This window comes from Streptosporangium longisporum, from assembly GCF_039534895.1.
GTDB lineage: Bacteria > Actinomycetota > Actinomycetes > Streptosporangiales > Streptosporangiaceae > Streptosporangium > Streptosporangium longisporum.
Window position 1 is genome coordinate 44,140 of record NZ_BAAAWD010000001.1, and the last position, 21,350, is coordinate 65,489.

19 protein-coding genes are annotated in these 21,350 nt (G+C 73.4%); 9 read left to right on the forward strand and 10 right to left on the reverse strand.

Going from position 1 to position 21,350, the window contains the following annotated elements; genetic code table 11:
• Nucleotides 1-15 precede the first annotated feature (15 nt).
• The 4 genes from ABD832_RS00225 to ABD832_RS00240 form a co-directional block, all read right to left on the reverse strand.
• Nucleotides 16-1,308: a sensor histidine kinase gene (locus ABD832_RS00225; RefSeq protein ID WP_344886661.1), complete on the reverse strand. Its 1,293-nt coding sequence runs from the start codon at nt 1,306-1,308 to the stop codon at nt 16-18.
• Between the two features lie 186 nt (nt 1,309-1,494).
• On the reverse strand, nt 1,495-2,577 hold the full coding sequence (locus ABD832_RS00230; RefSeq protein WP_344886663.1) for a terpene synthase family protein: 1,083 nt from the start codon (nt 2,575-2,577) through the stop codon (nt 1,495-1,497).
• On the reverse strand, nt 2,577-3,119 hold the full coding sequence (locus ABD832_RS00235; protein WP_344886664.1) for an EF-hand domain-containing protein: 543 nt from the start codon (nt 3,117-3,119) through the stop codon (nt 2,577-2,579). Before ABD832_RS00235 ends, ABD832_RS00230 begins: the two co-directional genes overlap by 1 nt.
• A gap of 35 nt (nt 3,120-3,154) precedes the next feature.
• Nucleotides 3,155-4,081, reverse strand: coding sequence for a terpene synthase family protein (locus tag ABD832_RS00240; protein ID WP_344886666.1), 927 nt, complete (start codon nt 4,079-4,081; stop codon nt 3,155-3,157).
• A 189-nt stretch (nt 4,082-4,270) separates the two neighbouring features.
• On the opposite strand from ABD832_RS00240, the gene ABD832_RS00245 reads away from it, so the two are divergent.
• Nucleotides 4,271-5,632, forward strand: coding sequence for a glutamine synthetase family protein (locus ABD832_RS00245; RefSeq protein WP_344886668.1), 1,362 nt, complete (start codon nt 4,271-4,273; stop codon nt 5,630-5,632).
• A gap of 398 nt (nt 5,633-6,030) precedes the next feature.
• Here ABD832_RS00245 and ABD832_RS00250 read toward each other — a convergent pair whose 3' ends face one another.
• Entirely contained in the window at nt 6,031-6,759 is a 729-nt protein-coding gene (locus ABD832_RS00250; protein ID WP_344886670.1) for an SDR family oxidoreductase, read from the reverse strand.
• A 114-nt stretch (nt 6,760-6,873) separates the two neighbouring features.
• Here ABD832_RS00250 and ABD832_RS00255 point away from each other — a divergent pair, with 114 nt between their 5' ends.
• The 6 genes from ABD832_RS00255 (at nt 6,874) to ABD832_RS00280 (ending at nt 15,254) form a co-directional block, all read left to right on the forward strand.
• Nucleotides 6,874-7,263, forward strand: a complete 390-nt coding sequence (locus ABD832_RS00255; protein WP_344886672.1) for a MerR family transcriptional regulator — start codon at nt 6,874-6,876, stop codon at nt 7,261-7,263.
• 300 nt (nt 7,264-7,563) lie between these two features.
• Nucleotides 7,564-8,739 (forward strand): cellulose binding domain-containing protein, encoded by a 1,176-nt coding sequence (locus ABD832_RS00260; RefSeq protein ID WP_344886674.1) that lies wholly within the window; start codon nt 7,564-7,566, stop codon nt 8,737-8,739.
• Nucleotides 8,740-9,095: 356 nt separating this feature from the next.
• A complete protein-coding gene (locus ABD832_RS00265; RefSeq protein WP_344886676.1) occupies nt 9,096-9,860 on the forward strand; it encodes a PaaI family thioesterase in 765 nt (254 codons plus the stop codon).
• A gap of 10 nt (nt 9,861-9,870) precedes the next feature.
• Nucleotides 9,871-10,572: a type 1 glutamine amidotransferase gene (locus ABD832_RS00270; RefSeq protein ID WP_344886678.1), complete on the forward strand. Its 702-nt coding sequence runs from the start codon at nt 9,871-9,873 to the stop codon at nt 10,570-10,572.
• A gap of 282 nt (nt 10,573-10,854) precedes the next feature.
• A complete protein-coding gene (locus ABD832_RS00275; RefSeq protein ID WP_344886751.1) occupies nt 10,855-13,842 on the forward strand; it encodes a bifunctional [glutamine synthetase] adenylyltransferase/[glutamine synthetase]-adenylyl-L-tyrosine phosphorylase in 2,988 nt (995 codons plus the stop codon).
• A 188-nt stretch (nt 13,843-14,030) separates the two neighbouring features.
• Nucleotides 14,031-15,254: a hypothetical protein gene (locus ABD832_RS00280; RefSeq protein WP_344886679.1), complete on the forward strand. Its 1,224-nt coding sequence runs from the start codon at nt 14,031-14,033 to the stop codon at nt 15,252-15,254.
• An 84-nt stretch (nt 15,255-15,338) separates the two neighbouring features.
• Here the strand turns inward: ABD832_RS00280 and ABD832_RS00285 are convergent, their stop codons facing one another.
• From ABD832_RS00285 to ABD832_RS00305, 5 genes are all read right to left on the reverse strand, one after another.
• The gene (locus ABD832_RS00285; protein ID WP_344886681.1) at nt 15,339-16,172 is read right to left on the reverse strand and encodes an LLM class flavin-dependent oxidoreductase; all 834 of its coding nucleotides are present in this window, start codon (nt 16,170-16,172) and stop codon (nt 15,339-15,341) included.
• 7 nt (nt 16,173-16,179) lie between these two features.
• A complete protein-coding gene (locus tag ABD832_RS00290; protein WP_344886683.1) occupies nt 16,180-16,974 on the reverse strand; it encodes a C40 family peptidase in 795 nt (264 codons plus the stop codon).
• A gap of 327 nt (nt 16,975-17,301) precedes the next feature.
• The gene (locus ABD832_RS00295) at nt 17,302-17,502 is read right to left on the reverse strand and encodes a hypothetical protein (RefSeq protein ID WP_344886685.1); all 201 of its coding nucleotides are present in this window, start codon (nt 17,500-17,502) and stop codon (nt 17,302-17,304) included.
• Nucleotides 17,503-17,719: 217 nt separating this feature from the next.
• Nucleotides 17,720-18,367 (reverse strand): response regulator, encoded by a 648-nt coding sequence (locus ABD832_RS00300; protein ID WP_344886687.1) that lies wholly within the window; start codon nt 18,365-18,367, stop codon nt 17,720-17,722.
• Entirely contained in the window at nt 18,342-19,520 is a 1,179-nt protein-coding gene (locus ABD832_RS00305; protein ID WP_344886689.1) for a sensor histidine kinase, read from the reverse strand. The genes ABD832_RS00300 and ABD832_RS00305 overlap by 26 nt, the downstream gene beginning before the upstream one ends.
• A 161-nt stretch (nt 19,521-19,681) precedes the next feature.
• Between ABD832_RS00305 and ABD832_RS00310 the strand changes: the two genes are divergently transcribed.
• Nucleotides 19,682-20,395, forward strand: coding sequence for an ABC transporter ATP-binding protein (locus ABD832_RS00310; protein ID WP_344886691.1), 714 nt, complete (start codon nt 19,682-19,684; stop codon nt 20,393-20,395).
• Complete coding sequence (locus tag ABD832_RS00315; protein WP_344886693.1) at nt 20,392-21,303, forward strand: ABC transporter permease; 912 nt, start codon at nt 20,392-20,394, stop codon at nt 21,301-21,303. Before ABD832_RS00310 ends, ABD832_RS00315 begins: the two co-directional genes overlap by 4 nt.
• The last annotated feature ends 47 nt before the right edge of the window (nt 21,304-21,350 follow it).

Consider the following 21,350-nt stretch of genomic DNA (forward strand, 5'->3'; position numbering starts at 1 on the left):
GGAAATCATGGACGGTCAGATCTCCACATTCAAGTTCACCGGCAGTACCGCTTCGACCACGGTCCCGCCGCCCGGCGGGGTCGTGATCACGCAGCTGCCGCCCAGCTCGGCGGCGCGCTCGCGCATCGACGCCAGCCCCGCCCCCGAGCGCCGCCCGGCCGGGACGCCGATCCCGTCGTCGCGCACCCGGACGCTCAGCCCGCCCTCGCCCCGCTCCAGGAAGACCCGGACGGTCCGGGCACCGGCGTGCCTGCGGGCGTTGGCCAGCGCCTCCTGGGCGATGCGGTACGCGGCCACCTCGGTGGCCGCGGGCAGCCCCGACAGCTCGCCCCTGGTCTCCAGCACCACGCCGGGACCGGCCATCTCCGCCACCGCCCCGCCCAGGCCGAGCTCGTCCAGGGCCGGGGGACGCAGGCCGTACACCAGGTGCCTGATGTCGCCGGTGACGCCGTCCATGCCCGAGCGCAGCTCGACGAGCATCCGCTCGGCCGCCTCCGGGGACGTGCGCAGGGAGTGCCTGGCCGCGTTGACGGCCGTCACCATGCCGCTGAGCGACCGGCCGAGCCCGTCGTGCAGGTCACGGCGCAGACGGCGCCGCTCCTCCTCGCGCGCGGTGACGATCCGCTCCCGCGAGCGGCGCAGCGCGCCGACCAGCCGGACCGCGTGGGCGGCGTCGGCCACGTACGGGGTGAGCGCGGCGATCACCCGCTCGCCGTGCGCGGCCGGCAGGCGCCTGGCGCCGGCAGGGCCGATGAGCAGGCGCCCGACGGGCTCGCCGTGCCAGACGAGCCGGACGTCGCGCGCCACCTCCTCCAGGGTCCCCACCCGGGTCTCCGCGGGCCGGCCGTCCGGGAACCGCACGGCCGCGCCGGTCACCGACAGGCCCTCGCGCAGCACCTCCAGGGCCGCGACCAGCCCGTCCGAGGGGTCGGTGCGCTGAAGCCTGCCCCCCAGCTCGGCGGCCAGCGCCACCGGGTCCCCCCTGCTGCCGTACAGCAGGCGGTCGGCGTGGCGCCGGAGCATCCGCCGGATCGGCTGGAAGAGCGCCCCCGCGCAGAGCGCGGCGATCAGCCCGCCGATCCGGTCCACGTCCGGCAGGAACAGGCCCGAGGCGGCGCCCACCGCCACGTACACCCCGCCGACCACACCGATCAGACCGGCGCCGACCAGCGCGCGGGTGACGAGCGGGCCGATCCCCTGGAGCCGGTGCCGCAGTCCGGGGAGCACGAACGCCGAGACGGCCCGCATCGCCGCGATCCGCGCCCGGACGGGCGTCCCCGAGGGGGACACCCGGTTCAGCCCACGCATGTCCAGGCCCTTCGTCGTGTACTTGAAGGGACCTTAACCGGCTTAAGACGCAATCCGATCAATAAGCGTTTAAAGATCGATGGATCTCCATAAATGCCCATGAACTGCCGCGATCGTCGGCGGCCGGTCCGGAGGGGAACCGCTCCCGGGTGGACGCGAGCGGTTCCCGGCACGCGGGACGGCCGGTCAGGACACGTCGTACCGGCTGGACTCCAGCAGCCACTCCAGCTGGGCCCGCGGTGCCGCCAGGAAGGCGCAGGCGACCTTGCTGACGTCCCTGGCCTGCGAGGTGGAGAGCCCGAACCGGTCGAACAGGGCCGGCAGGCGGCGCGCGGAGGTGCGCAGGTCCTCGGCGCGGGCCGCGATCCGGTCGTTCACCCAGGCCACCGCCTCGGCGTCACAGAGCCCGAACGCCGAGGCGGCGACCGTCACGTAGTTGTGCACGTCGCCGTTGGCCCGCTCCTTGTGGTGCGAGGCGACGTCGTTGCACCACGCGGTGACGTCGTTGCAGGCGTCCACCAGAGTCCGCCAGGTCACGCTCTCGCGCAGCCCCGCCGGCACCTCCACCCCCAGGCAGGGCTCCACCAGGTCGAACAGGTACGGCCCCGCGGTGCCGCGCCGCAGCCGCGGGTACTCGGCGGGGGAGGGGACCCGTCCGGCGCACCGGTTCTCCGCCTCGGTACGGCAGGCCGCCCCCTGCGCGGCCAGCCCCTCCAGGAACCGGTGCCGCCACCGGGTGCTCATCCGCTCCGAGGTGGTCCTCCACAGGTCGGCGAAGGCCACCTCGACGGGCGAGCGGGCGGGTGCGCGGGTGCGCGCGAGGCGGTCGAGGTGGCCGAAGACGCTCTGCACCGTCTCGGCCGCCCTGCCGGCGGGCTTCTCGTCCCACTCGTCGTCGAAGTGGAACAGCCAGGTCAGCCACTTGGCGAAGAGCAGCGCCGCCCGCGTGTCGAAGGCGGCGAACGCCCGCCCCGCCATCCGCTCGAACCCGGCGTCCGGCGGGGTGTCCAGCCCCGTCTCGCGGGTCCAGGCGGCGAGCTCCGTGCCGACGAGCTCCACCGAGGGGTGCATCCGGCACGGCGCCGACATCGCCGGCACCAGCTCCACCAGGGGCAGCAGCGCGTCCGCGGCCACCCCGGAGGGGCGTCGCGGGGGAGTGCCGGGACCCGGCGGCACCGGAAGGGGAGAGGGGGCCAGGAAACGGGGGGAGGGTGCGGGATGCGGCCGGGGGCAGGCCGGGGACCCGCCGAAGACCGGGGTGCGGGCCACTACAGCGGACCGAACAGCCAGTTGCCGGCCACGTCCGGATCGGCGCTCGTGTAGAACTGCCGGGTGGCCTCCACGAGGTCCCGTACCGACACGGCGCCGTCGCCGTCGCCGTCGAGCCGGGCGAAGGCGGCCGCCGCGTCCTGGCGCGGGGTGCCGAACGCGTCCATCATCACCCAGAACCCCTCCGGCCCCACGACGCCGTCGCCGTCGGTGTCGCAGAGCCCGGCCAGCGCCGCGGCGGCGGGCTCGAAGACCGCCTCGAACCGGTCGCCCTCGACGAACGCCGAGGTCATGCCGGCCCGGAACTCCTCCGGAGAGATCGCGTCACCGTCGGTGTCGATCTCCGCGGTCAGCGTCCGCCAGATCTCCTCGAAGCCCCCCGCGAGCCTGCTCCCGGCGGGAGAGGTGGGCGACTCGCCGAAGCCGACGAGGATACGGGCGCCGAGGCCGAGCAGGTCGTCGCGCCCGATGGATCCGCTGCCGTCCGCGTCGACGTGCGCGAAGGCACGGTCAAGCTTGCGGTTGAGGAGCGTGGTGCTCACCGTCTACTCCAATGTCACTTGTCGAACTCGTTCCATTACCCGGAGTGACGATAGCGGTGTTCTCGCGTCAACCACTCCAGGTAAGCCCGGGGAACGGTCAAGAAAGCGCATGCCACCCCGGTCACCTCGGCGGAGGCGGTGAAGCCGAGCCCGTGCCGCTCGGTGAGCGCCGGGACCGCCCGCGCGGCGGCCCACAGCTCCTCCACCCGTACGGCCAGGCGGTCGATCACCCACTCCTCGGCCGCGCCGCGCCGGCTCCGCGGGCGTAGGACCGGATCACTGGAACGTTCCAAGAGCTCCGCGGCGACGCGCACGTACCCGCGCCCGCCGGCCACGTCCACGCACCAGGCGGCCACGTCCCCGCTCGCCTCGGTCAGGGCCCGCCACTGGCGGCTCCGGCCCACCGCTTCCGGCACCTCCGTCTCGCGGCACGGCTCCACCAGGTCCAGCAGGTAGCGGCCGAAGGCGTCCCTGCCCCTGGCCGGGTACTCCTCGGCCGTGGGCGTCCCGGTCGCCGGCAGCGCCTCGCGCTGGGCGGCGAGCCCGGCGGTGAACCGCTCGCGCCACGCCCGGCTCATCCCCGGCGCGCAGGACCGCCACAGGCCGGTGAACGCCCGCTCCAGCGGCGCCGGGCCCGGCTCGGAGCCCCCGGCCACGGCGATGATCCCGCCGATCGCCCCGGGGTCCTCGCGCAGCCGCGCCGCCAGGGTCAGCCAGCGCGCGAAGAGGGTGACCACGCGCGTTTCGCAACGGGCGAACGCCCGCCCGGCCAGCCAGGGGGCGGAGGGGTCGGGCTCCAGGCCGGTGGCGTACGCCCAGTCCGCGGTGGCCGCCTCGACCAGGTGTGACGACGGGTGCACGGGGCAGGGCATCGTCAGTGCGGCGAGCCGTTCGGCCAGCCCGGCCGGCGCGGCTCCCCGGCCGTCCGGCCGCGGTGATCTGTGGACCTCGGTACTCGTCATCGCTCCCCCGGATCGAACTTCCAGCGGTTCCGGTCGCACACTAGGAGGAGACGGGGCCCGCCGGGCGGAGGCGCGACGAGCCCGATGCCATATCTCACCGTTCTTCCTCGTAACGTGTGCGAAACACTGAGAGGGCAGACTGGGAGACCACCAGGCGTGTCGTGGCACGTCGGCAATGAAGGAGAAGCCTTGGACCGCCAGCAGGAGTTCGTTCTCCGCACCCTTGAGGAGCGCGACATCCGGTTCATCCGGCTGTGGTTCACCGATGTGCTCGGGTTCCTGAAGTCGGTGGCCATCGCCCCGGCCGAACTGGAGGGGGCCTTCGCCGAGGGCATCGGCTTCGACGGCTCGGCGATCGAGGGCTTCGCCCGGGTCTACGAGTCCGACATGCTCGCCAAGCCGGACCCGTCCACCTTCCAGATCCTTCCCTGGCGCAGCGAGACGCCCGGGGCGGCCCGGATGTTCTGCGACATCCTCATGCCGGACGGCTCGCCCTCGCACGCCGACCCGCGCTGGGTGCTCAAGCGGACCCTGGCCAAGGCCTCCGAGATGGGCTTCAGCTTCTACACCCACCCGGAGATCGAGTTCTTCCTGCTGAAGAACCGGCCCGAGGGGAACGGCCGCCCCGAGCCGATCGACGGCGGCGGCTACTTCGACCACACCCCGCACAGCTCCGGCCACGACTTCCGGCGTAACGCGATCATGATGCTGGAGTCGATGGGCATCTCCGTCGAGTTCAGCCACCACGAGGGCGGGCCGGGCCAGCAGGAGATCGACCTGCGCTACGCCGACGCGCTCACCACCGCCGACAACATCATGACCTTCCGCCTGGTCATGAAGGAGGTCGCGCTGGAGCAGGGCATCTGGGCGAGCTTCATGCCCAAGCCCTTCACCGAGCACCCCGGCTCGGGCATGCACACCCACATGTCGCTGTTCGAGGGCGACCGCAACGCCTTCTACGAGCCCGGTGCCGACTACCAGCTCTCGAAGATCGGCCGGTCCTTCATCGGCGGCCTGCTCACGCACGCCGCCGAGATCACCGCGGTCTGCAACCAGTGGGTCAACTCCTACAAGCGGCTCTGGGGCGGCGCCGAGGCGATCGCCGGGGCCGGAGGCGAGGCCCCCAGCTACATCTCCTGGGGTCACAACAACCGCTCGGCCCTGGTCCGGGTGCCGATGTACAAGCCGCACAAGAGCGGCTCGACCCGCATCGAGTTCCGCTCGCTGGACTCCGCCTGCAACCCCTACCTCGCCTTCGCCGTGATCCTCGCGGCCGGGCTGAAGGGCATCGAGGAGGGGTACGAGATGCCCCCCGGCGCCGAGGACGACGTCTGGGCGCTCACCTCGGCCGAGCGCCGGGCCCTGGGCATCCAGCCGCTGCCCCAGTCGCTGGACGAGGCCATCGCGGTCATGGAGCGCAGCGAGCTGGTCGCCGAGACCCTGGGCGAGCACGTCTTCGACTACTTCCTGCGCAACAAGCGCGCCGAGTGGAACGACTACCGCCGCCAGGTCACCGAGTTCGAACTGGGCCGCTACCTGCCGGTGCTGTAGTCGCGGGCCGGAACACTTCTTACATCGTAAAGGGTGCGGGTTCGGACGGTTCATCGCCGTCCGGTCCCGCACCCTTTGAAATTCCGGGCCGTGTACGGGCGTCATGACGAAAACCGGCGGCCTCGCGGACCCTGTCGCCCGCCCGCCGGGAAAATACCTCCCGTCTCGAACCGGGACGCCCGGAAAGGACGCCCACCGGAACGTTCGAAATCGAAACCGGGCCCTGGCGCCGCCGATCGGTGAATGGCGGACGAATGGCGGAGGCCCCGGCGTACCTGTTCGAGGTCCTCCGTCACCGCGGGTCTTTCACGCGGGTCCGACCCGATGACGCGGACATCCCGGATCACGCCGAGGAGGCATGGGGCGGGACGACGTGAAGGGCGGTCGCTCACACGTGGTCAGCGACCTGCGCCGGCATCCGTCCCCGAGGCGATCTGCGGGTACAGCGCGCGCGGATCCGCGGACAGGGCCGCCTTGACCTGGACGGTGTTCTCGTCGGCCAGGATCTCGATCTCGCCGGCCTCCAGCCCGTCCAGCGCGGTGCGCACGACGTCGGCGGGGTCGTTCTTCTCCACGTCGAAGGCCGCCATCATGTCGGTGTCGGTGCCCCCCAGATGCAGGCCCGCGACCGTGGTTCCCTGACGTGCGAGCTCAAGGCGGACGCCGTTGGTCAGGCTCCACTGGGCCGCCTTCGCCGCGCTGTAGGCGCCTGCTCCGTCGTAGGACATCCACGACAGCAGCGACATGACGTTCATGATCGCCCCGCCGCCGTTGCGGGCCAGCACCGGGGCGAACGCCCGGACCACGCTGAGCGTGCCGAAGTAGTGCGTCTCCATCTCCAGCCGGATCTTCTCCAGCTCTCCGGTGACGAGGTTCTGGTGGGTGGCGACCCCGGCGTTGTTGATCAGCAGGGTGACGTCACCGGCGTCGGCCGCCGCGGCGGCGACCGACGCCGGGTCGGTGACGTCGAGCCGCAGCACGTGCACGCCGGGAATGTCGACGAGCTCGGGCGTGCGCGCGGTCGCGTAGACCTTCGCCGCCCCCCGCTGCAGCAGCTGCAGCGCGAAGTGCCGGCCGATGCCACGGTTGGCGCCGGTGACGAGCGCGACGGAATCGGTGATCTTCATGTGTGCCCCCTGAGAGCCTGAGTCGTTTCGTCCAGGTCGTTCGCGGGTTACGCTAGAACCTGACGCTGACGTCAGGGGCAAGTACCATGACCGAGGTCACAGGGAAGGGTGCCCATGCGTATCGGTGAACTGGCCGGCGAGGCGGGCGTGAGCGTGCGGGCCCTGCGCTACTACGAGGAACACGGCCTGCTGACCTCGGTGCGCGCCTCCAGCGGGCAGCGGCACTACCCGCGCGGCGCGATCGGCCGCGTCCGGCTGATCCAGCAGTTGTACGCCGCGGGGCTGTCGAGCAGGACGATCGTGGAGCTGCTGCCGTGCATCGAGGACGGCGAGGCGACGCCCGCGCTGCTGGACCGGCTGTCGCACGAGCGGGACCGCATCGAAGAGCAGATCGACAGCCTGGTGAGCACCCGCGACCGGCTCGACCACCTCATCACCACGGCCACCAGGGCCAAGGACGTGGGCCATCGCTGCCCCGGATGGGTGGGCCCCCCGCCTCCCTGAGCCACGCGCGGACCTTGAGCCACGGGTGGACCTTGAGCCACGGGTGGGCGGGCGCGTCCCACCTGCCGACGGCGTGCGCCGTCCGGGCCCCGTCGTTCTCGCGTGCTCCGCCATTGCCCGGTCGTTTTCCATTTCGGATCCGGGGGCGGTTCTCAGGCGTCTTCACCGGGCGGGAGCGCGGGTGCGGAACATTCTGATTCCTGTTTTCTCGCCATTCGGGACAACGGCTTTACGGAATGCCGGAAATGATTCACACTCACTGCGGGGGGTCACACGCCGACGCGATTCGATAGGGGCACCATGCACATCGGCAGGCGAGCCGTGGGGACCGTTCTCCTCACTTTCGGGCTCTTCACCCTGGCGTTACTCGTCGCCGTACTGGCGGTCGGCCCGGCAGGGGAGGCGGCCCTGGCCGCCGTCCCGGCGAGGGACGCCGCGCACGTGGCCGTTCCGGCGGGCGCGGGGGCGGACACCATCCCGCCGACCCGTCCGGGAGGCACGCGGCCCTGCCCGGTGCCGATGGCGCCCAACAACCCCGTCGGCTACGCCTCCATCTGCTGGAACGCCTCGACGGACGAGAACGGGGTCGTCGCCTACGACCTGTACCGGCTGGAGGTCGACGGCTTCGTCCGGGCCACCACCACGACCGGCACGATCGGGGGCTTCTCGGGTGAGCTGAACCGCGCGTACACGATGTACGTCGTGGCCAGGGACGCGGCCGGGAACGTCAGCCCGCCCTCCAGCCTGATCACGGTGACCGCGTCGGTCGGGATGACCCCGAGCGCCTCGCCGACCCCCCTGCCGGGCGACCGGACCCCCCCGTCCAAGCCGACCGGCCTGCAGGACGCCTGCCTGCAGGACTACCGGGGCGCCACGTTCTGCTGGCAGCCGTCGACCGACAACGTGGCGGTGACGGCGTACGACGTCTACCGCGAGAGCCTCACCGGCTACACCAAGGTGGGCACGGTCGCCGCGTCCGGGTTCCTGAACTTCGCCGAGTCCGGTCTGGTCACCGGGCTGAGGTACACCTACGTCGTGGTGGCCAGGGACGCGGCCGGCAACCTGAGCGTGCCGTCGGACCCGCTCTCCGCCCTCGCCAGGGGAGGCCTGCCCTCCCCGACCATCACGCCGACGCCCACGCCGACCCCCGGCCCGTCGTGCGAGGTGTCGTACCAAGTGACGTCGTGGGGTTCGGGTCTGAGCACGCACATCACGGTGCGCAACACCGGCGCCGCCCCGATCGACGGCTGGACGCTGACGATCGACTACCCGCCGCCGGGTCCGCGCCTCGCCTCGGGCTGGTCCGCGGGCTGGAGCCAGAACGGCTCGCGCCTGACCGCCGTGAGCAAGCCGTGGAACAGCGCCATCCCCGCCGGGTCGCAGATCCAGATCGGGTTCGTCGCCTCCTACAGCGGCGTCCTGTCCGCCCCCGCGGGCTTCACCCTCAACGGCACGTCCTGCGCCTTCACCGGCTGACCGCGTCGTCCGGACGGCACCGCCGCGGGGAGTCGCCTCCCCGCGGCGGTGCCGTCGCCGTTCCGCGAGCGGGCCGGCCCCGGGGTCCGTGCCGGCCGTGGGGTGGTACTCCCCGCGGGTGCCCTGGCCGTTCCGGCGGTCCCGCCCGCAGGCCCGGTCACGGAACGTCCCGATCTCCTTGCGGACCGTGTGATCCGGTCCGGCCCGTCGAACGTCATACCGGCGTCACCTGCGGTCAACAGGGGCGTCATCGACCCCGAGTTGGCTGTATGTACAAGCAGTCCGGTAAAATCGGCCAATCCATTTAGCGTGATTTAAGAGGATTGATCGCCGTAAAAGGCGTCAGGAGGTGCGGCATGACGATGATGTCCGAGCTGCAGACCGTTCTCACCGTTCCGGCACGTTTCCGCGGCCCCGAGAGGTCCGCGAACGGCGGATGGATCGCGGGTACGGTCGCCGAGGCGTTGCACGGCGCCGGGAACGACTCGGCCGTCGAGGTCACGCTGCACGCGCCGACGCCACTGGACACCGAGCTGTCGCTGCACCATCTGGCCAACACCGCGACCCTCACCCAGGGGGACAGGCTGCTGGTCGAGGCCATCACGGTCGCCGAGGAGCTCGACGCCCCGGCCTTCGTGCCCTTCGTCGACGCGGCACGGGCCGAGAGCGGGTTCGCCGGTCTGGTCGCGCACGCCTTCCCGGGCTGCTTCGCCTGCGGCCTGCGCGGCCCCGGCGACGGCCTGCGGATCTTCCCCGGGCCGGTGGACGGCACCGACCTGGTCGCGGCCGGCTGGCGGGTCCCGATGAGCATCCTCAACGCGGACGGCACCGTCCCCGACGCCATCGTCTGGTCCGCCCTGGACTGCGCCAGCGGCTGGGCGCACTTCAAGCCCGGCGAGTTCGCCCTGCTCGGCCGCCTGACCGCGCGGCTGCACCGCAGGGTCTACCCCGGCGGCACCTACTCGGTCGTCGCCCGCGCCACCGGCCGCGAGGGTCGCAAGCTGTTCGCCGAGAGCGCCGTCTACGAGGTCGACGGCACGCTGCTCGCCTCGGCCAAGGCCGTCTGGATCACTCCGGCCCAGGGCACCGAGCCCGGCCGGGCCGGGACGACGGCGAGCTGACGGGCCGCATATGAGGATCACCGTCATCGAGCACGAGGCGGACGCGGGTCTCGGGTTCCTGGCCGGCTGGCTCTCCGGGGCCGGGGCCGCCTGCGAGGTCGTGCGGCCCCACCTGGGGGAGGACGTGCCCGGGCGGGCCGCCGACGGGCTGATCGTCCTCGGGGGCGAGGCCGCGGCCTGGGAGGACGAGCGCTTCCCCTGGCTGCCCGCCACCCGCGACCTGATCCGGGACTCGGTCCGGGCGGGCGTCCCGACCCTGGGCGTCTGCCTGGGCGCCCAGCTCATGACGCTGGCCTGCGGCGGCACCGTGGAGCGGGGCGCGCACGGCCTGGAGGTGGGGGCCCGCGAGATCGTCCCGCTGCCCGCCGCCGCCGACGACCCGCTCTTCGCCGGGCTGGCGCCCGCCCCCGCCGTGCAGTACCACCGCGACGCGATCACCGCGCTCCCGCCGGGCGCGGTGGCGCTGGCCACCGGCGACCCGTACCCCAACCAGGCCTACCGGCTGGGGGCGAACGCCTGGGCCGTGCAGTTCCACCCCGAGGCCACCCCCGAGATCTTCGCCGGGTGGACGGCCGGGTCGGCCGGTCACCTGACCGGCCTGGGTCACTCGGTCGAGGAGCTCGACGCCGGGGTGGAGCGGGCCCGTGACCGCCTCGTCGCGGCCTGGCGGCCCCTGGCCGAGCGGTTCGCCACCGCCGTGCAAACCGCGTGACCGTCCGATCACGGTCCGAATCCGCTAACGACGCCGCGCGGTTTCGGGATTACCCTGTGCGGCAACGCCCCGGACGCCCGGGACGCGAGCCACGCCCGGGATCCGCCTGACCCCGGGGCGGGCGTGACCGCGGGGAGGGCGTCGCTGCGGTGACCCGGGGTGACCCGGGGTGACCCGGGGTGACCCGGGGTAGGGACAGGACGGCTCGGGGGAGACGTGAGGAAGAGAGCGCCCGTGCCCGTGATCGAACACCATGGAGGGTCGGTGGAGACGGTGCCCCGGATGCAGACGACGGCCGGACGGCTCGCCCGGCTCGGCTTCGCCGACGGGGCCAGGGCCGAGCGGCTGCTCGACGAGATGGGCCCCGAGGCCGTCGGTGACCTCGACCTGCTGAACGCGCTGGTCACCGCGGCCGACCCCGACCTGGCGCTCATCTCGCTGAACCGGCTGGCCGAGCGGGATCCCGCCGTCCTTGGAGCGCTCCGGGCCGACCCCGGGCTGCGCGAGCGGCTGGTCGGCGTCTTCGGGGTCAGCGCCGCACTCGGCGACCACGTCGTCAGGCACCCCGAGCACTGGCGCCTGCTCGGCGAGGCCTCCGCCGTGGAACGGCCGACCGAGAGCGCGCTCCGCGCGGAACTGCTGCTCGCCGTGGGGGCGGAGCCCGACGACCCCGAGCCGAGGGCCGCCGACGCCTCCACCGGCACCCTGTCGGCGCTGCGCGTCGCCTACCGGGGCCGGCTGCTCCACCTCGCCGCCCGGGACGTCACCGGCACCGTCTCGCTGTCGGAGGTGACCGCGGAGCTGTCCGACCTGGCCGGGGCCGCCCTGGAGGCGGGACTGGCCGTCGCCAGGTCCGAGCACCCGGAGGCGGGGGCGGTACGCCTGGCCGTCATCGGCATGGGCAAGTGCGGGGCCCGCGAGCTCAACTACATCAGCGACGTCGACGTGGTCTTCGTGGCCGAGCCCAGGCCCGGCCCCGGCGGCACCGGGGACGTCGACGAGCACCAGGCCGTCCAGCTCGCCACCCGGCTGGCCCAGGGCATGATGCGCGCCTGCTCGGCCAGCACCCCCGAGGGGTCGCTCTGGGAGGTCGACGCGGCCCTGCGCCCGGAGGGCAAGGCCGGTCCGCTGGTGCGCACCCTCGCCAGCCACGAGGCCTACTACCGGCGCTGGGCCAAGACGTGGGAGTTCCAGGCCCTGCTCAAGGCCCGGCCGGTCGCGGGCGACGCCGAGCTCGGCGAGCAGTACGTGGCCGTGATGAACGAGATGGTCTGGCAGGCCGCCACCCGGGAGAAGTTCGTCGAGGACGTCCAGGCCATGCGCCGCCGGGTGGAGGCCCACGTCCGCGGCGGCGGGGCCGAACGCCAGCTCAAGCTCGGTCCCGGCGGGCTGCGCGACATCGAGTTCGCGGTGCAGCTGCTCCAGCTCGTGCACGGCCGGCTGGACCCGCTGCTGCGCCGCCGCGCCACCCTTCCCGCGCTCGCGGCCCTGTCCCGGGGCGGCTACGTGGGCAGGGACGACGCCAGGACGCTCGGCGAGGCGTACACCTTCCTGCGCCAGGTGGAGCACCTGATCCAGCTGCACCGGCTCCGCCGTACCCACGTGGTGCCCGAGGGCGAGACCGACCTTCGCCGCCTGGGCCGGAGCATGGGCATGACCGCCGACCCGGTGGGGGAGTTCACCACCCGGTGGCGCAGGCACGCCGTGGAGGTCAGGCGCCTGCACGAGAAGCTGTTCTACCGGCCGCTGCTGCAGGCCGTGGCCAGGCTGCCCGAGTCGGAGGACCGCCTGTCCACCACCGCGGCCAAGGCCCGCCTGGAGGCGCTGGGCTACGCCGACCCGGCCGGGGCGCTGCGCCACATCAGCGCGCTGACCACCGGCGTCTCCCGGCGCGCCGCGATCCAGCGGACGCTGCTGCCGGTCATGCTCGGCTGGTTCGCCGACGCCCCCGACCCGGACGGCGGCCTGCTCGGCTTCCGCCAGGTCTCCGACAAGCTCGGCACCACCTCGTGGTACCTGCGGCTGCTGCGCGACGAGACCGCGGTGGCCGCGCGGCTGGCCCGGATGCTCGGCACCAGCCGTTACGTGACCGGCCTGCTGATGAACGCCCCCGAGGCGGTCGCGATGCTCGGCTCGGACGACGAGCTGACCCCCCGCCCCGCCGCTGCGCTGCTGTCGGAGGCGCGGACCGTGGTCGCCCGCCACCTCGGGAACGCCGAGAGCGCGGTGGCCGCGGTCCGGGCGATGCGGCGCAGGGAGCTGCTCCGTACGGCCGTCGCCGACCTGTCCGGCCTGATCGGCATCGAGGAGGTCGGCCAGGCGCTGTCCGACCTCAACGACGTGACGATCCAGGCGGCGCTCGACGCCGCGATCGACAAGGTCGAGATGGAACGGCGCAGCCCGCTGGCCACCCGGTTCGCGGTGATCGCGATGGGCCGCCTGGGCGGGATCGAGTCCTCCTACGGCAGCGACGCCGACGTGATGTTCGTGCACTCGCCGCTGGAGGGCGTCCCCGAGCGGGAGGCCACCGAGACGGCGTTCGAGGTGGCCAACGAGCTGCGCCGGTTGCTGGCCCTGCCGGCCCCCGACCCGCCGCTGCTGATCGACCCCGGCCTGCGTCCCGAGGGCAAGGCCGGTCCGCTGGTCCGCACCCTGGCCTCCTACGCCGCCTACTACCGCCGCTGGTCGTCGCCCTGGGAGTCGCAGGCGCTGCTGCGCGCCCGCTTCTCCGCCGGGGACGCCGACCTCGGCGTCGGCCTGCTGCACCTGGCCGACCCGCTGCGCTACCCGCCCGAGGGCATCTCCGACGCGGCCGTGCTGGAGATCCGCAGGCTCAAGGCCAGGATGGAGGCCGAGCGCCTTCCCCGCGGCGCCGACCCGGCCCTGCACACCAAGCTCGGTCCCGGTGGCCTGTCCGACGTGGAGTGGGTGGCCCAGCTGATCCAGCTCCGTCACGCCGGGCGCCTGCCGTCGCTGCGCACCACCCGCACGCTGGAGGCGCTGTCCGCGGCCGTCGCCGAGGGCCTGCTCTCCGAGGCCGACGAGGCGGTGCTGGCCGAGGCCTGGCGGTTCGCCTCGCGCATCCGGGACGCCATCGTCACGGTCCGGGGCCGGGCCGCCGACGCGATCCCGGTGGACGCCGGCGAGCGCAGGCTCATCGCCCGCGCTCTCGGCTACCCGCCGGACGGTACGGAGGACTTCGTGGACGACTACCGCCGCGTCACCCGCCGCGCCCGCCGGGTGGTCGAGCGCGTCTTCTACGAGGACTGACCCGCCGCCGTCCTCCGTCCGTCCCGGGGTCCTCGGGAGTCTTGGGGGGGCCTCGGGGTCCTCGGGGTCCCGCGCGGGGCCGGACCGCACGTCCGGCCCGCCGGGAGACGGAGTCCGCGATCACGAAATCGACCTGTTTCAGGTGATCGCGTTGCGCCGTACGGGGCGGGCGTGTATCAACGGTCCGGGTGATCCTTTTGATATCCGTCTACATCGATCTGGCCATCGGGCTGATCCTCGCCTTTCTGCTCCTGTCGCTCCTGGTGAGCGGGATCAACGAGGCCTTCGTCCGGCTGCTCGGGATCCGCAGCAAGTTCCTGTGGGCCTACCTCAGGGACACCATGGACGGTTCCGAGGGCGGCAGGTCGTGGATCCCGTCGAAGGTGGCCGACGTCTTCGCGAAGCTCCCCTTCTCCAGCGACGACCCGCGTCCGGTGCACAGCCCCGACCCGGCGCCCGCGGTGGTGGAGCCGATGCCGGTGGACCTGACCGCCGTTCCCGCGGACGCGGGGGAGTCCTCCCCGGCCGTGGCGGCGGACTCCGGGGAACGGGGGACCGGCACGGCCGCGGGCGCCGCCGCGGGCGCCGCCGCCCATACGGCCGCCGCCGCTCCGGTGACCGGGGGCGGCGCCGTGACGGGGGAGGTCGCACCGGCGATCGACATGACCGCCCGGCTGTACGAGCGGCTCCAGGAGATCGACCACCCCAAGGGTGCCCGTACCAGCATCGCGAACATCCCGCCCGAGCGCTTCTCCGGCGCCGTGATGGAGCTGGTCGCGGCCGAGGAGGACGGGATCGACGGCCTGCTGGCCAAGCTGGAGGCCATCCGCAGCCCGCTGGCCGGTCACCTGCGCGGGGTCTGGGAGGGCGCCCAGCGGGACACGCAGAAGTTCCGCAAGGGCGTCGAGCACTGGTTCGACGGTGAGATGCAGCGCCTGTCCACGCTCTACGCCCGCTATGTCAGGTGGGTGGTCTTCGCCCTGGGCATGGTGCTCACGCTGCTGTTCAGCATGGACGCGCTGGAGTACGGCAAGACGCTGCTGCGCGACAACGCCTACCGCGCCGGGGTGGCCGCCATCGCGGGCGGCGGAGGGGACGGGTACGCCGCGCTCAAGGAGAGGTGCGCCGGTGCCGAGCCCGGCCTGGCCGAGCCGTACCGGTGCGTGACCGAGTCCCTCAGCTCCCCGGCGCTGGTCAAGATCTTCGACCACGCGATCCTGAGCGTCACGATGCCGCCGGAGGACTCCGCCGACCCGTCCTTCAGGTGGAACGGCGCGGCCTGGTGGGACCGGCTGATCACCCCCGGGCACTGGCCCGGATACCTGCTCACCATGGTCGCGTTGCTGTTCGGCGCCTCGTTCTGGTGGGACGTCCTGCGCCGGCTGACCGGCGTGCGGGGCAACCGCTCCTAGACCGTCCACGGGGCTCGCGCGGGGTCGTCCCCGGCGCGGGTCCTGTGCGGGTTCTGCGGGTCCCCGCGCGGGCCGGGCGGTGTCTCAGCGCAGCTCCGCCAGGAGCCGGTCCACCTGGGGGAGCGGGCCGGGGCCGTACGGCCGGACCACGACCGTGGCGGCGCCCGCCTCCCAGAGCGACCTCACCTGGTCGGCGGCCTCCTCGGCGGAACCCGACGCCGTCCAGACCTCGTCCGGCGGGACGCCCAGGAACCCCGCGGAGTCCGCCGCCAGCCGGGCGGCGGCCTCGGGGTCGCCGATGCACAGGTGGGTGAAGACCACCATCTCGTGATCGCCGCCGCCGGTCGCCTTCAGCGCCTCGGCGATCCCCTCGGGGCCGACGCCCTCCGGCAGGATCGTGCCCTGCGCGACGCGGCCCGACAGCTCCAGCGAGCGGGGCCGCACCACCCCGGCCAGCACCGGCGGCACGACGGCCGGGGGATGGACCAGGCGCACCCCGTCGATGTGCACGGCCCGTCCCCGCAGGGACACGGTCTCGCCGCGCAGCAGCCCGCGTACCGACGTGATCGTCTCCTCCAGCAGCGCCAGCGGGGAGGGGGCGAGGGCGCCCACCTGGCGCATCCAGTCCTGGACGCCGTGCCCGATCCCGGCGGCGAGCCGGTGCGGGTGCAGCCGGGCCAGGTTGCCGAGCTCCATGGCCAGCAGGGCCGGGTTGCGCAGGGGTGCCGGGGCGATGCCGATGCCCACGCGCAGCCGCTCGGTGACGGCGAGCACGGTGGCCGCCGACGAGACGGCGCCGGTCCAGCCGAGATCCTCCACCACCCACAGGTCGTCCACGTCGCCCACGTCCAGGTGGCGGGCGAACGGGATCAGCGACTCGGGGGGAAGGTCGCGGTCGAACATGACACCCAGACGCATGTCTCTCCTAGAGGTAGCGGAAGTAGCCGGCGAAGCCGCGGACGGCCGCGACGCGGTCGATCCGCACCTCGGTCCCGGTCCTGCGCGCGTTGATCATCTTGCCGCGGCCGATGTAGACGCCGACGTGGTGGGTTCTGACCTTACGCTTGCCCACCTTGCCGTAGAAGACGAGGTCTCCCGGCCTGGCCGCGGCGGCGGGGACCTTCTTGAGCCGCTTGACGTGGTCGTCGGTGTTGCCGCGGCCCAGCACGTCCCGGCCGTAGGCGAGGTGGTAGACCCAGCGGGCCAGCCCCGAGCAGTCCAGGCCGCGGGTCCTGGTGGCGGGACAGGGCTTGATCGAACCCTGGTAGCCCTGGCAGGTGCCGAACGAGGGGCCGGGAGCGTCGTCGTGCCCGCCGCCCCAGGAGTAGGGGATCCCTCCGCCGCGCCAGCCGGGCTGGTCCTGCCCGGCCTCGATCGCGTACGCGATGGCGGTGATCCGGTTGGGAGGGGCCGGTGCGAGCGGTATCAGGGCGGAGGCAGCGGCCAGCAGGAACGTTCCCGTCAGTACGGCCGCCGCGGCCCACCCCCTGAGCCGGCCGTCGTGCCGGAGGGAGCCGTCGTGCCCGGAGGAGTCCTCGCGCGGGGAGGCGTCTTGCTCGGGGGAGTCGTCGCGCGGGGAGGCGCCGTCGTGTCCGGGGGAGTCCTCGCGGGGGGAGGCGTCGTCGCGCCCGGAGGGGACGCCGGATCGGAGGGGAGGATGCCGTTCTCCGGCGGGGGGAGATGCCGGATACAGGTCCCCGTTCCGGAGAACCTCTGCCACGTCACCTCACTTTGGATGATTTATCCGTATAAGTCATCCTCAGTCTGCCTGACGAGCCGGTGGCGCGCGTGACCCGTGAAGCCGCGGACAACGCCGCGCGGACCCGCGGACCGGACATGCCGCGACCCGCGTACCGGACACGCGCCCGGGTGCCTCGTACCGGACACGCCGTGCCCCGCGTACCGGACACGCGCCCGGGTGCCCCGGGCCGGACATGCCGCGACCCGCGTGCCGGGCACGCGGGTCGCGGATGGGGGCGGGGGCACGCGGGACGGGGCGGCGGGGGTGACGGGGACACGGTCACCCGCGGCTCGCGGCCCGCGGCCGTCAGTTGTTGTCGTCCGCGTCGTTGGGCTCGTTCGCGTCGTCCCCGTCGTTGTCCTGGCCCGGGGCGGACGTCGTGTTGACCACGTCCGGACCGTCGTCCCCGTCGTCGTCGCCCCCGCCGCCGCAACCGCCGACCAGGCCGACCAGCGCGGCCATCGTCGCGGCGACCAGTGCCGCCTTACGGGTGGTCTGAGTCAGCATGCGCAACCTCCGATGGTGTTCCCGTGCCGGACGCGTGAGCGCCCGCCTGGCCTCCTCCCTGTCCCGTACGGCCGGGATCTAACACCGGGCCGGTGCTGCGTGTGCGTCAGGCCGTGGCCACGTGCGCGGCCAGGACGCGCCAGCCGGCCCCCTCCACGTGGATCCAGGTCCGGGTGTAGGCCATCCGCCCGTGCGGGTCCTCTCGCCGCGGGACCCGTCACAGCAGGCCCGCGTCACGCACCTTCATCGCGACCTGCACCCGGTTCTCCGTCCCCAGCTTGGCGAAGATCCGGGTGATGTTGGCCTTCACGGTCGCGACGCTCATGTGCAGGCGCTCGGCGATCTCGGCGTTCGAACCGCCCCTGGCCACCTCGACCGCCACCTCGCACTCGCGTTCGGTGAGCCTGGCCAGCTCCTGCCGCGCGTCCGGGAGCCCCGGCCCGCGTCCCGTGGTGGCCGCGGCGATCACCCGTCGCGCGACGTCCGGCGACAGCACCGGCTCGCCCCTCGCCACGGCGCGGACCGCCTCGATCATCTTCGGCGGAGGGGTGTCCTTCAGCAGGAAGCCGTCGGCGCCGAGCCGCAGGGCCCGCAGCACCATGTCGTCGGCGTCGAAGGTGGTGAGCACGAGGATCCGGGGAGGGTCCGGCCGGGCCAGCAGCAGCTCGACGGTGGCCAGCCCGTCCTGGACGGGCATCCGGATGTCCATCAGCACGACGTCGGGCCGCAGGTCGGCGATGACGCGCATGGCCTGCCGGCCGTCCTCGGCCTCGCCGGCGAGCTCCAGGTCGGGCTCACCGCCGAGGATGAGACGCAACCCGGTCCGTACCATCGCGTCGTCATCCACGATCACCAGTCGAATCACGGTGTGAAGCCTCCCACGGCAGCCGGACGTCGAGAACGAAGTGCCCGTCCCGCACGGCGTGGCCGAGCGTGCCACCGGCCATCCGGATCCGTTCGGCCAGGCCGACCAGGCCCAGCCTCGCGCCGGGACCGGCGGGCGTGCCGTCCGGCACAGGGTTGGCCACCCGGATCCGCAGGCCCTCGCCCGGACGCCCGCCGAGCTCGACGGTCACCTCGCCGCCCGGGGCGTGCTTGCGCGCGTTGGTCAGGGCCTCCTGCACGATCCGGTACGCGTGCCGGCCGGTCTGCTCCGGCAGCAGCCCGCGCTCGCCCACGGCGTCGCGCACCTCGACCTGCTGGCCGGCGGCGCGTACCTCGCCGAACAGGGTCTCCAGGTGGGCCAGGGTCGGCTGCGGGGCCTGCGCGGCGCCGTCGTCCCGGAGCGTGCCGAGCACGGCGCGCAGCTCGTTCAGCGACCGGTGCGCGTTCTCCTGGATCGCCCGCGCGGTCTCGCGGGTCTGCTCGGCGGTGAGGTCCCTGCGGTACGCCAGGCCGCCGGCGAGCATCGACAGCAGCGAGAGCCGGTGGGCCAGCACGTCGTGCATCTCCTGGGCGATCTGGACCCGTTCGGCCAGCCTGGCCTGCTCGATCCGCTGCAGCTGCTCGCGCTCGGCGGCCAGCGCCGCCTGCCGTTCCGAGGCGGCCAGGTCGCGGCGCCCGCGCAGGTACAGGCCGAAGACGGTCAGCCCGCCCAGCAGGACCGTCCCGGCCGCCGTCGAGACGTAGGTCGCCTGGTCGATGCCGAACCAGCTGGAACGTACCAGCAGGCACACCCAGGACAGGATCGCGACCGGGACGATCTGCCGCCAGCACCGGTGGGTGACCAGGGACACGTACGCGACCTGCGCCGGGCCGGCCGCCATGGTGGAGAAGGAGGTCAGCAGGGTGATCGCCGTCGTGACCGCCACGGGCCGCCGGCGCCGCCACCGCATCAGCACCAGCCCGGCCAGGCCGAGCCCGGTGTTGACCAGCGCGGGCACCAGCCGCCCGGGCTCGCGGTGAACGGCCACGACCAGGATGACGGCGTCGAACAGCATCGGTGCCACGGCGCACAGGTAGCGCAGCGCGACGGCCCGTCCGTCCAGGGGTGGCTGGTTCTCCGTGGGATCGTGCACGGTCCACAGCCTAGGGAGCGGCCGCGGGTGGCCCCAGCGACCTGGGTCCACCCTCCGATGGCCGTTGGTCTGCACCGAGGCTCCGGGGACGGTCCCTGCGGCCCGGCGGTCCTCGACCCCGGGACGATGACCGGCGGCCCCGGATCCGGTGGACTGGAGTCATGATCGAATTCAGTCACGTCACCAAGGACTTCCGGGGGACCAGAGCGCTCGACGACGTGTCCTTCACCGTCGCGCCGGGCAGCGTCACCGGGTTCCTCGGGCCGAACGGCGCGGGGAAGTCGACGGCCCTGCGCGTCCTGACCGGGCTCTCCCGCCCCGCCTCGGGGTCGGCCACCGTGCTGGGCCGGCCGTACGCGGACCTCGGGTGCCCGGCCCTGCTGGTCGGCACGCTGCTCGACGCCGGTGCCCTGCATCCCGGCCGTACCGGGCGGGAGGTCCTGACGCTGGGCGCGATGACACTCGGCCTTCCGCGGTCGCGGGTCGACGAGGTGCTCGACCTGGTCGGGCTGACCCGCACCGAGAGCCGCAGGACGGCCGGCGGCTACTCGCTCGGCATGAGGCAGCGCCTCGGCATCGGCCACGCCCTTCTCGGCCGGCCCCGGGTGCTCGTCCTGGACGAGCCCGCCAACGGCCTGGACCCCCAGGGCATCCGGTGGATGCGCGAGCTCCTCGGCGACCTGGCCGCCTCGGGGTGCGCGGTGCTGCTCAGCTCGCACCTGCTGCACGAGGTCGAGCAGGTCGCCGACCGGATCGTGATGATCGGCCGCGGCCGCGTCCTGGCGGACGGCACCCTCGACGAGCTCGGCCGGGGCCGGAGCCTCGAACAGACCTTCCTGGACCTGACCGCCGACGCCGATCGGAGCGCCGCATGACCGACACCCCCGCGACCGGTACGCCCGCGACCCACCCGTCCGCGACCGGCACGCCCATGACCGGCACGCCCGCGACCCACCCGTCCGTGACCGACACCCTCGCGACCGGCACCCGTCGTGCCCGAACGGCACCCCCGAACCCGGATCCGGCCCCGGCCCCGGCCTCGGACTCGGCCCGGGAGCGGATCCCGTTCTCCCGGCTGCTCCGGGTCGAGGCCAGGAAGCTCCTCGACACCCGCAGCAGCAAGATCATTACCGCTCTTCTGGTGCTCCTGATACCGGTGTCCATCACGGCGCGGGGCTTCGTCACCGACCCCGACCTCCAGACCCTGGCGGGCACCGCGGGCATCGGGCTCGCGACCCTGCTGCCGGTGCTCGGCATCCTCACCGTGACCGGTGAGTGGAGCCACCGCACCGCCCTGGTCACGTTCGCGCTCGAACCCCGGCGGTCGCGGGTGCTGGCGGCCAAGTGCCTGCCCCCGCTGATCATCGCCGCGCTGTCCGCGCCGTTCTCGCTGCTGGTCGCGGTGCCGGTGACGGCCGTCGTGGCGGGCGTCCGGAACCTCCCGGCCACCTGGGAGGTCGGCCCGATGGCGCTGCTGGGCTGGATGGTGACGAACGTCCTGGTGGTCGCGACCGGCCTCGCCCTGGGCATGCTGCTGCTGAACGCCCCGGCCGCGATCGTGATCTGCCTGACGACGCCGATGGTGTGGTCGGCCGTGGCCAGGCTCGGCCCCACCGGTGAGCTCCTGGCCGGCTGGCTCGACGTGAACCGCGCCGCGATCCCCCTGACGAACGGCCACCTCACCGGGGGCGACGCCGCCCGGCTGGCCACGTCGGCACTGGTGTGGATCGCCCTCCCGGCGATCGCCGGAATGGTGCGCATCGGCCGCAAGGAGATCACCTGACGGGACCCGCGGCGCGGCGACCGGGCCGCGGACGGTGCGCGTACGAC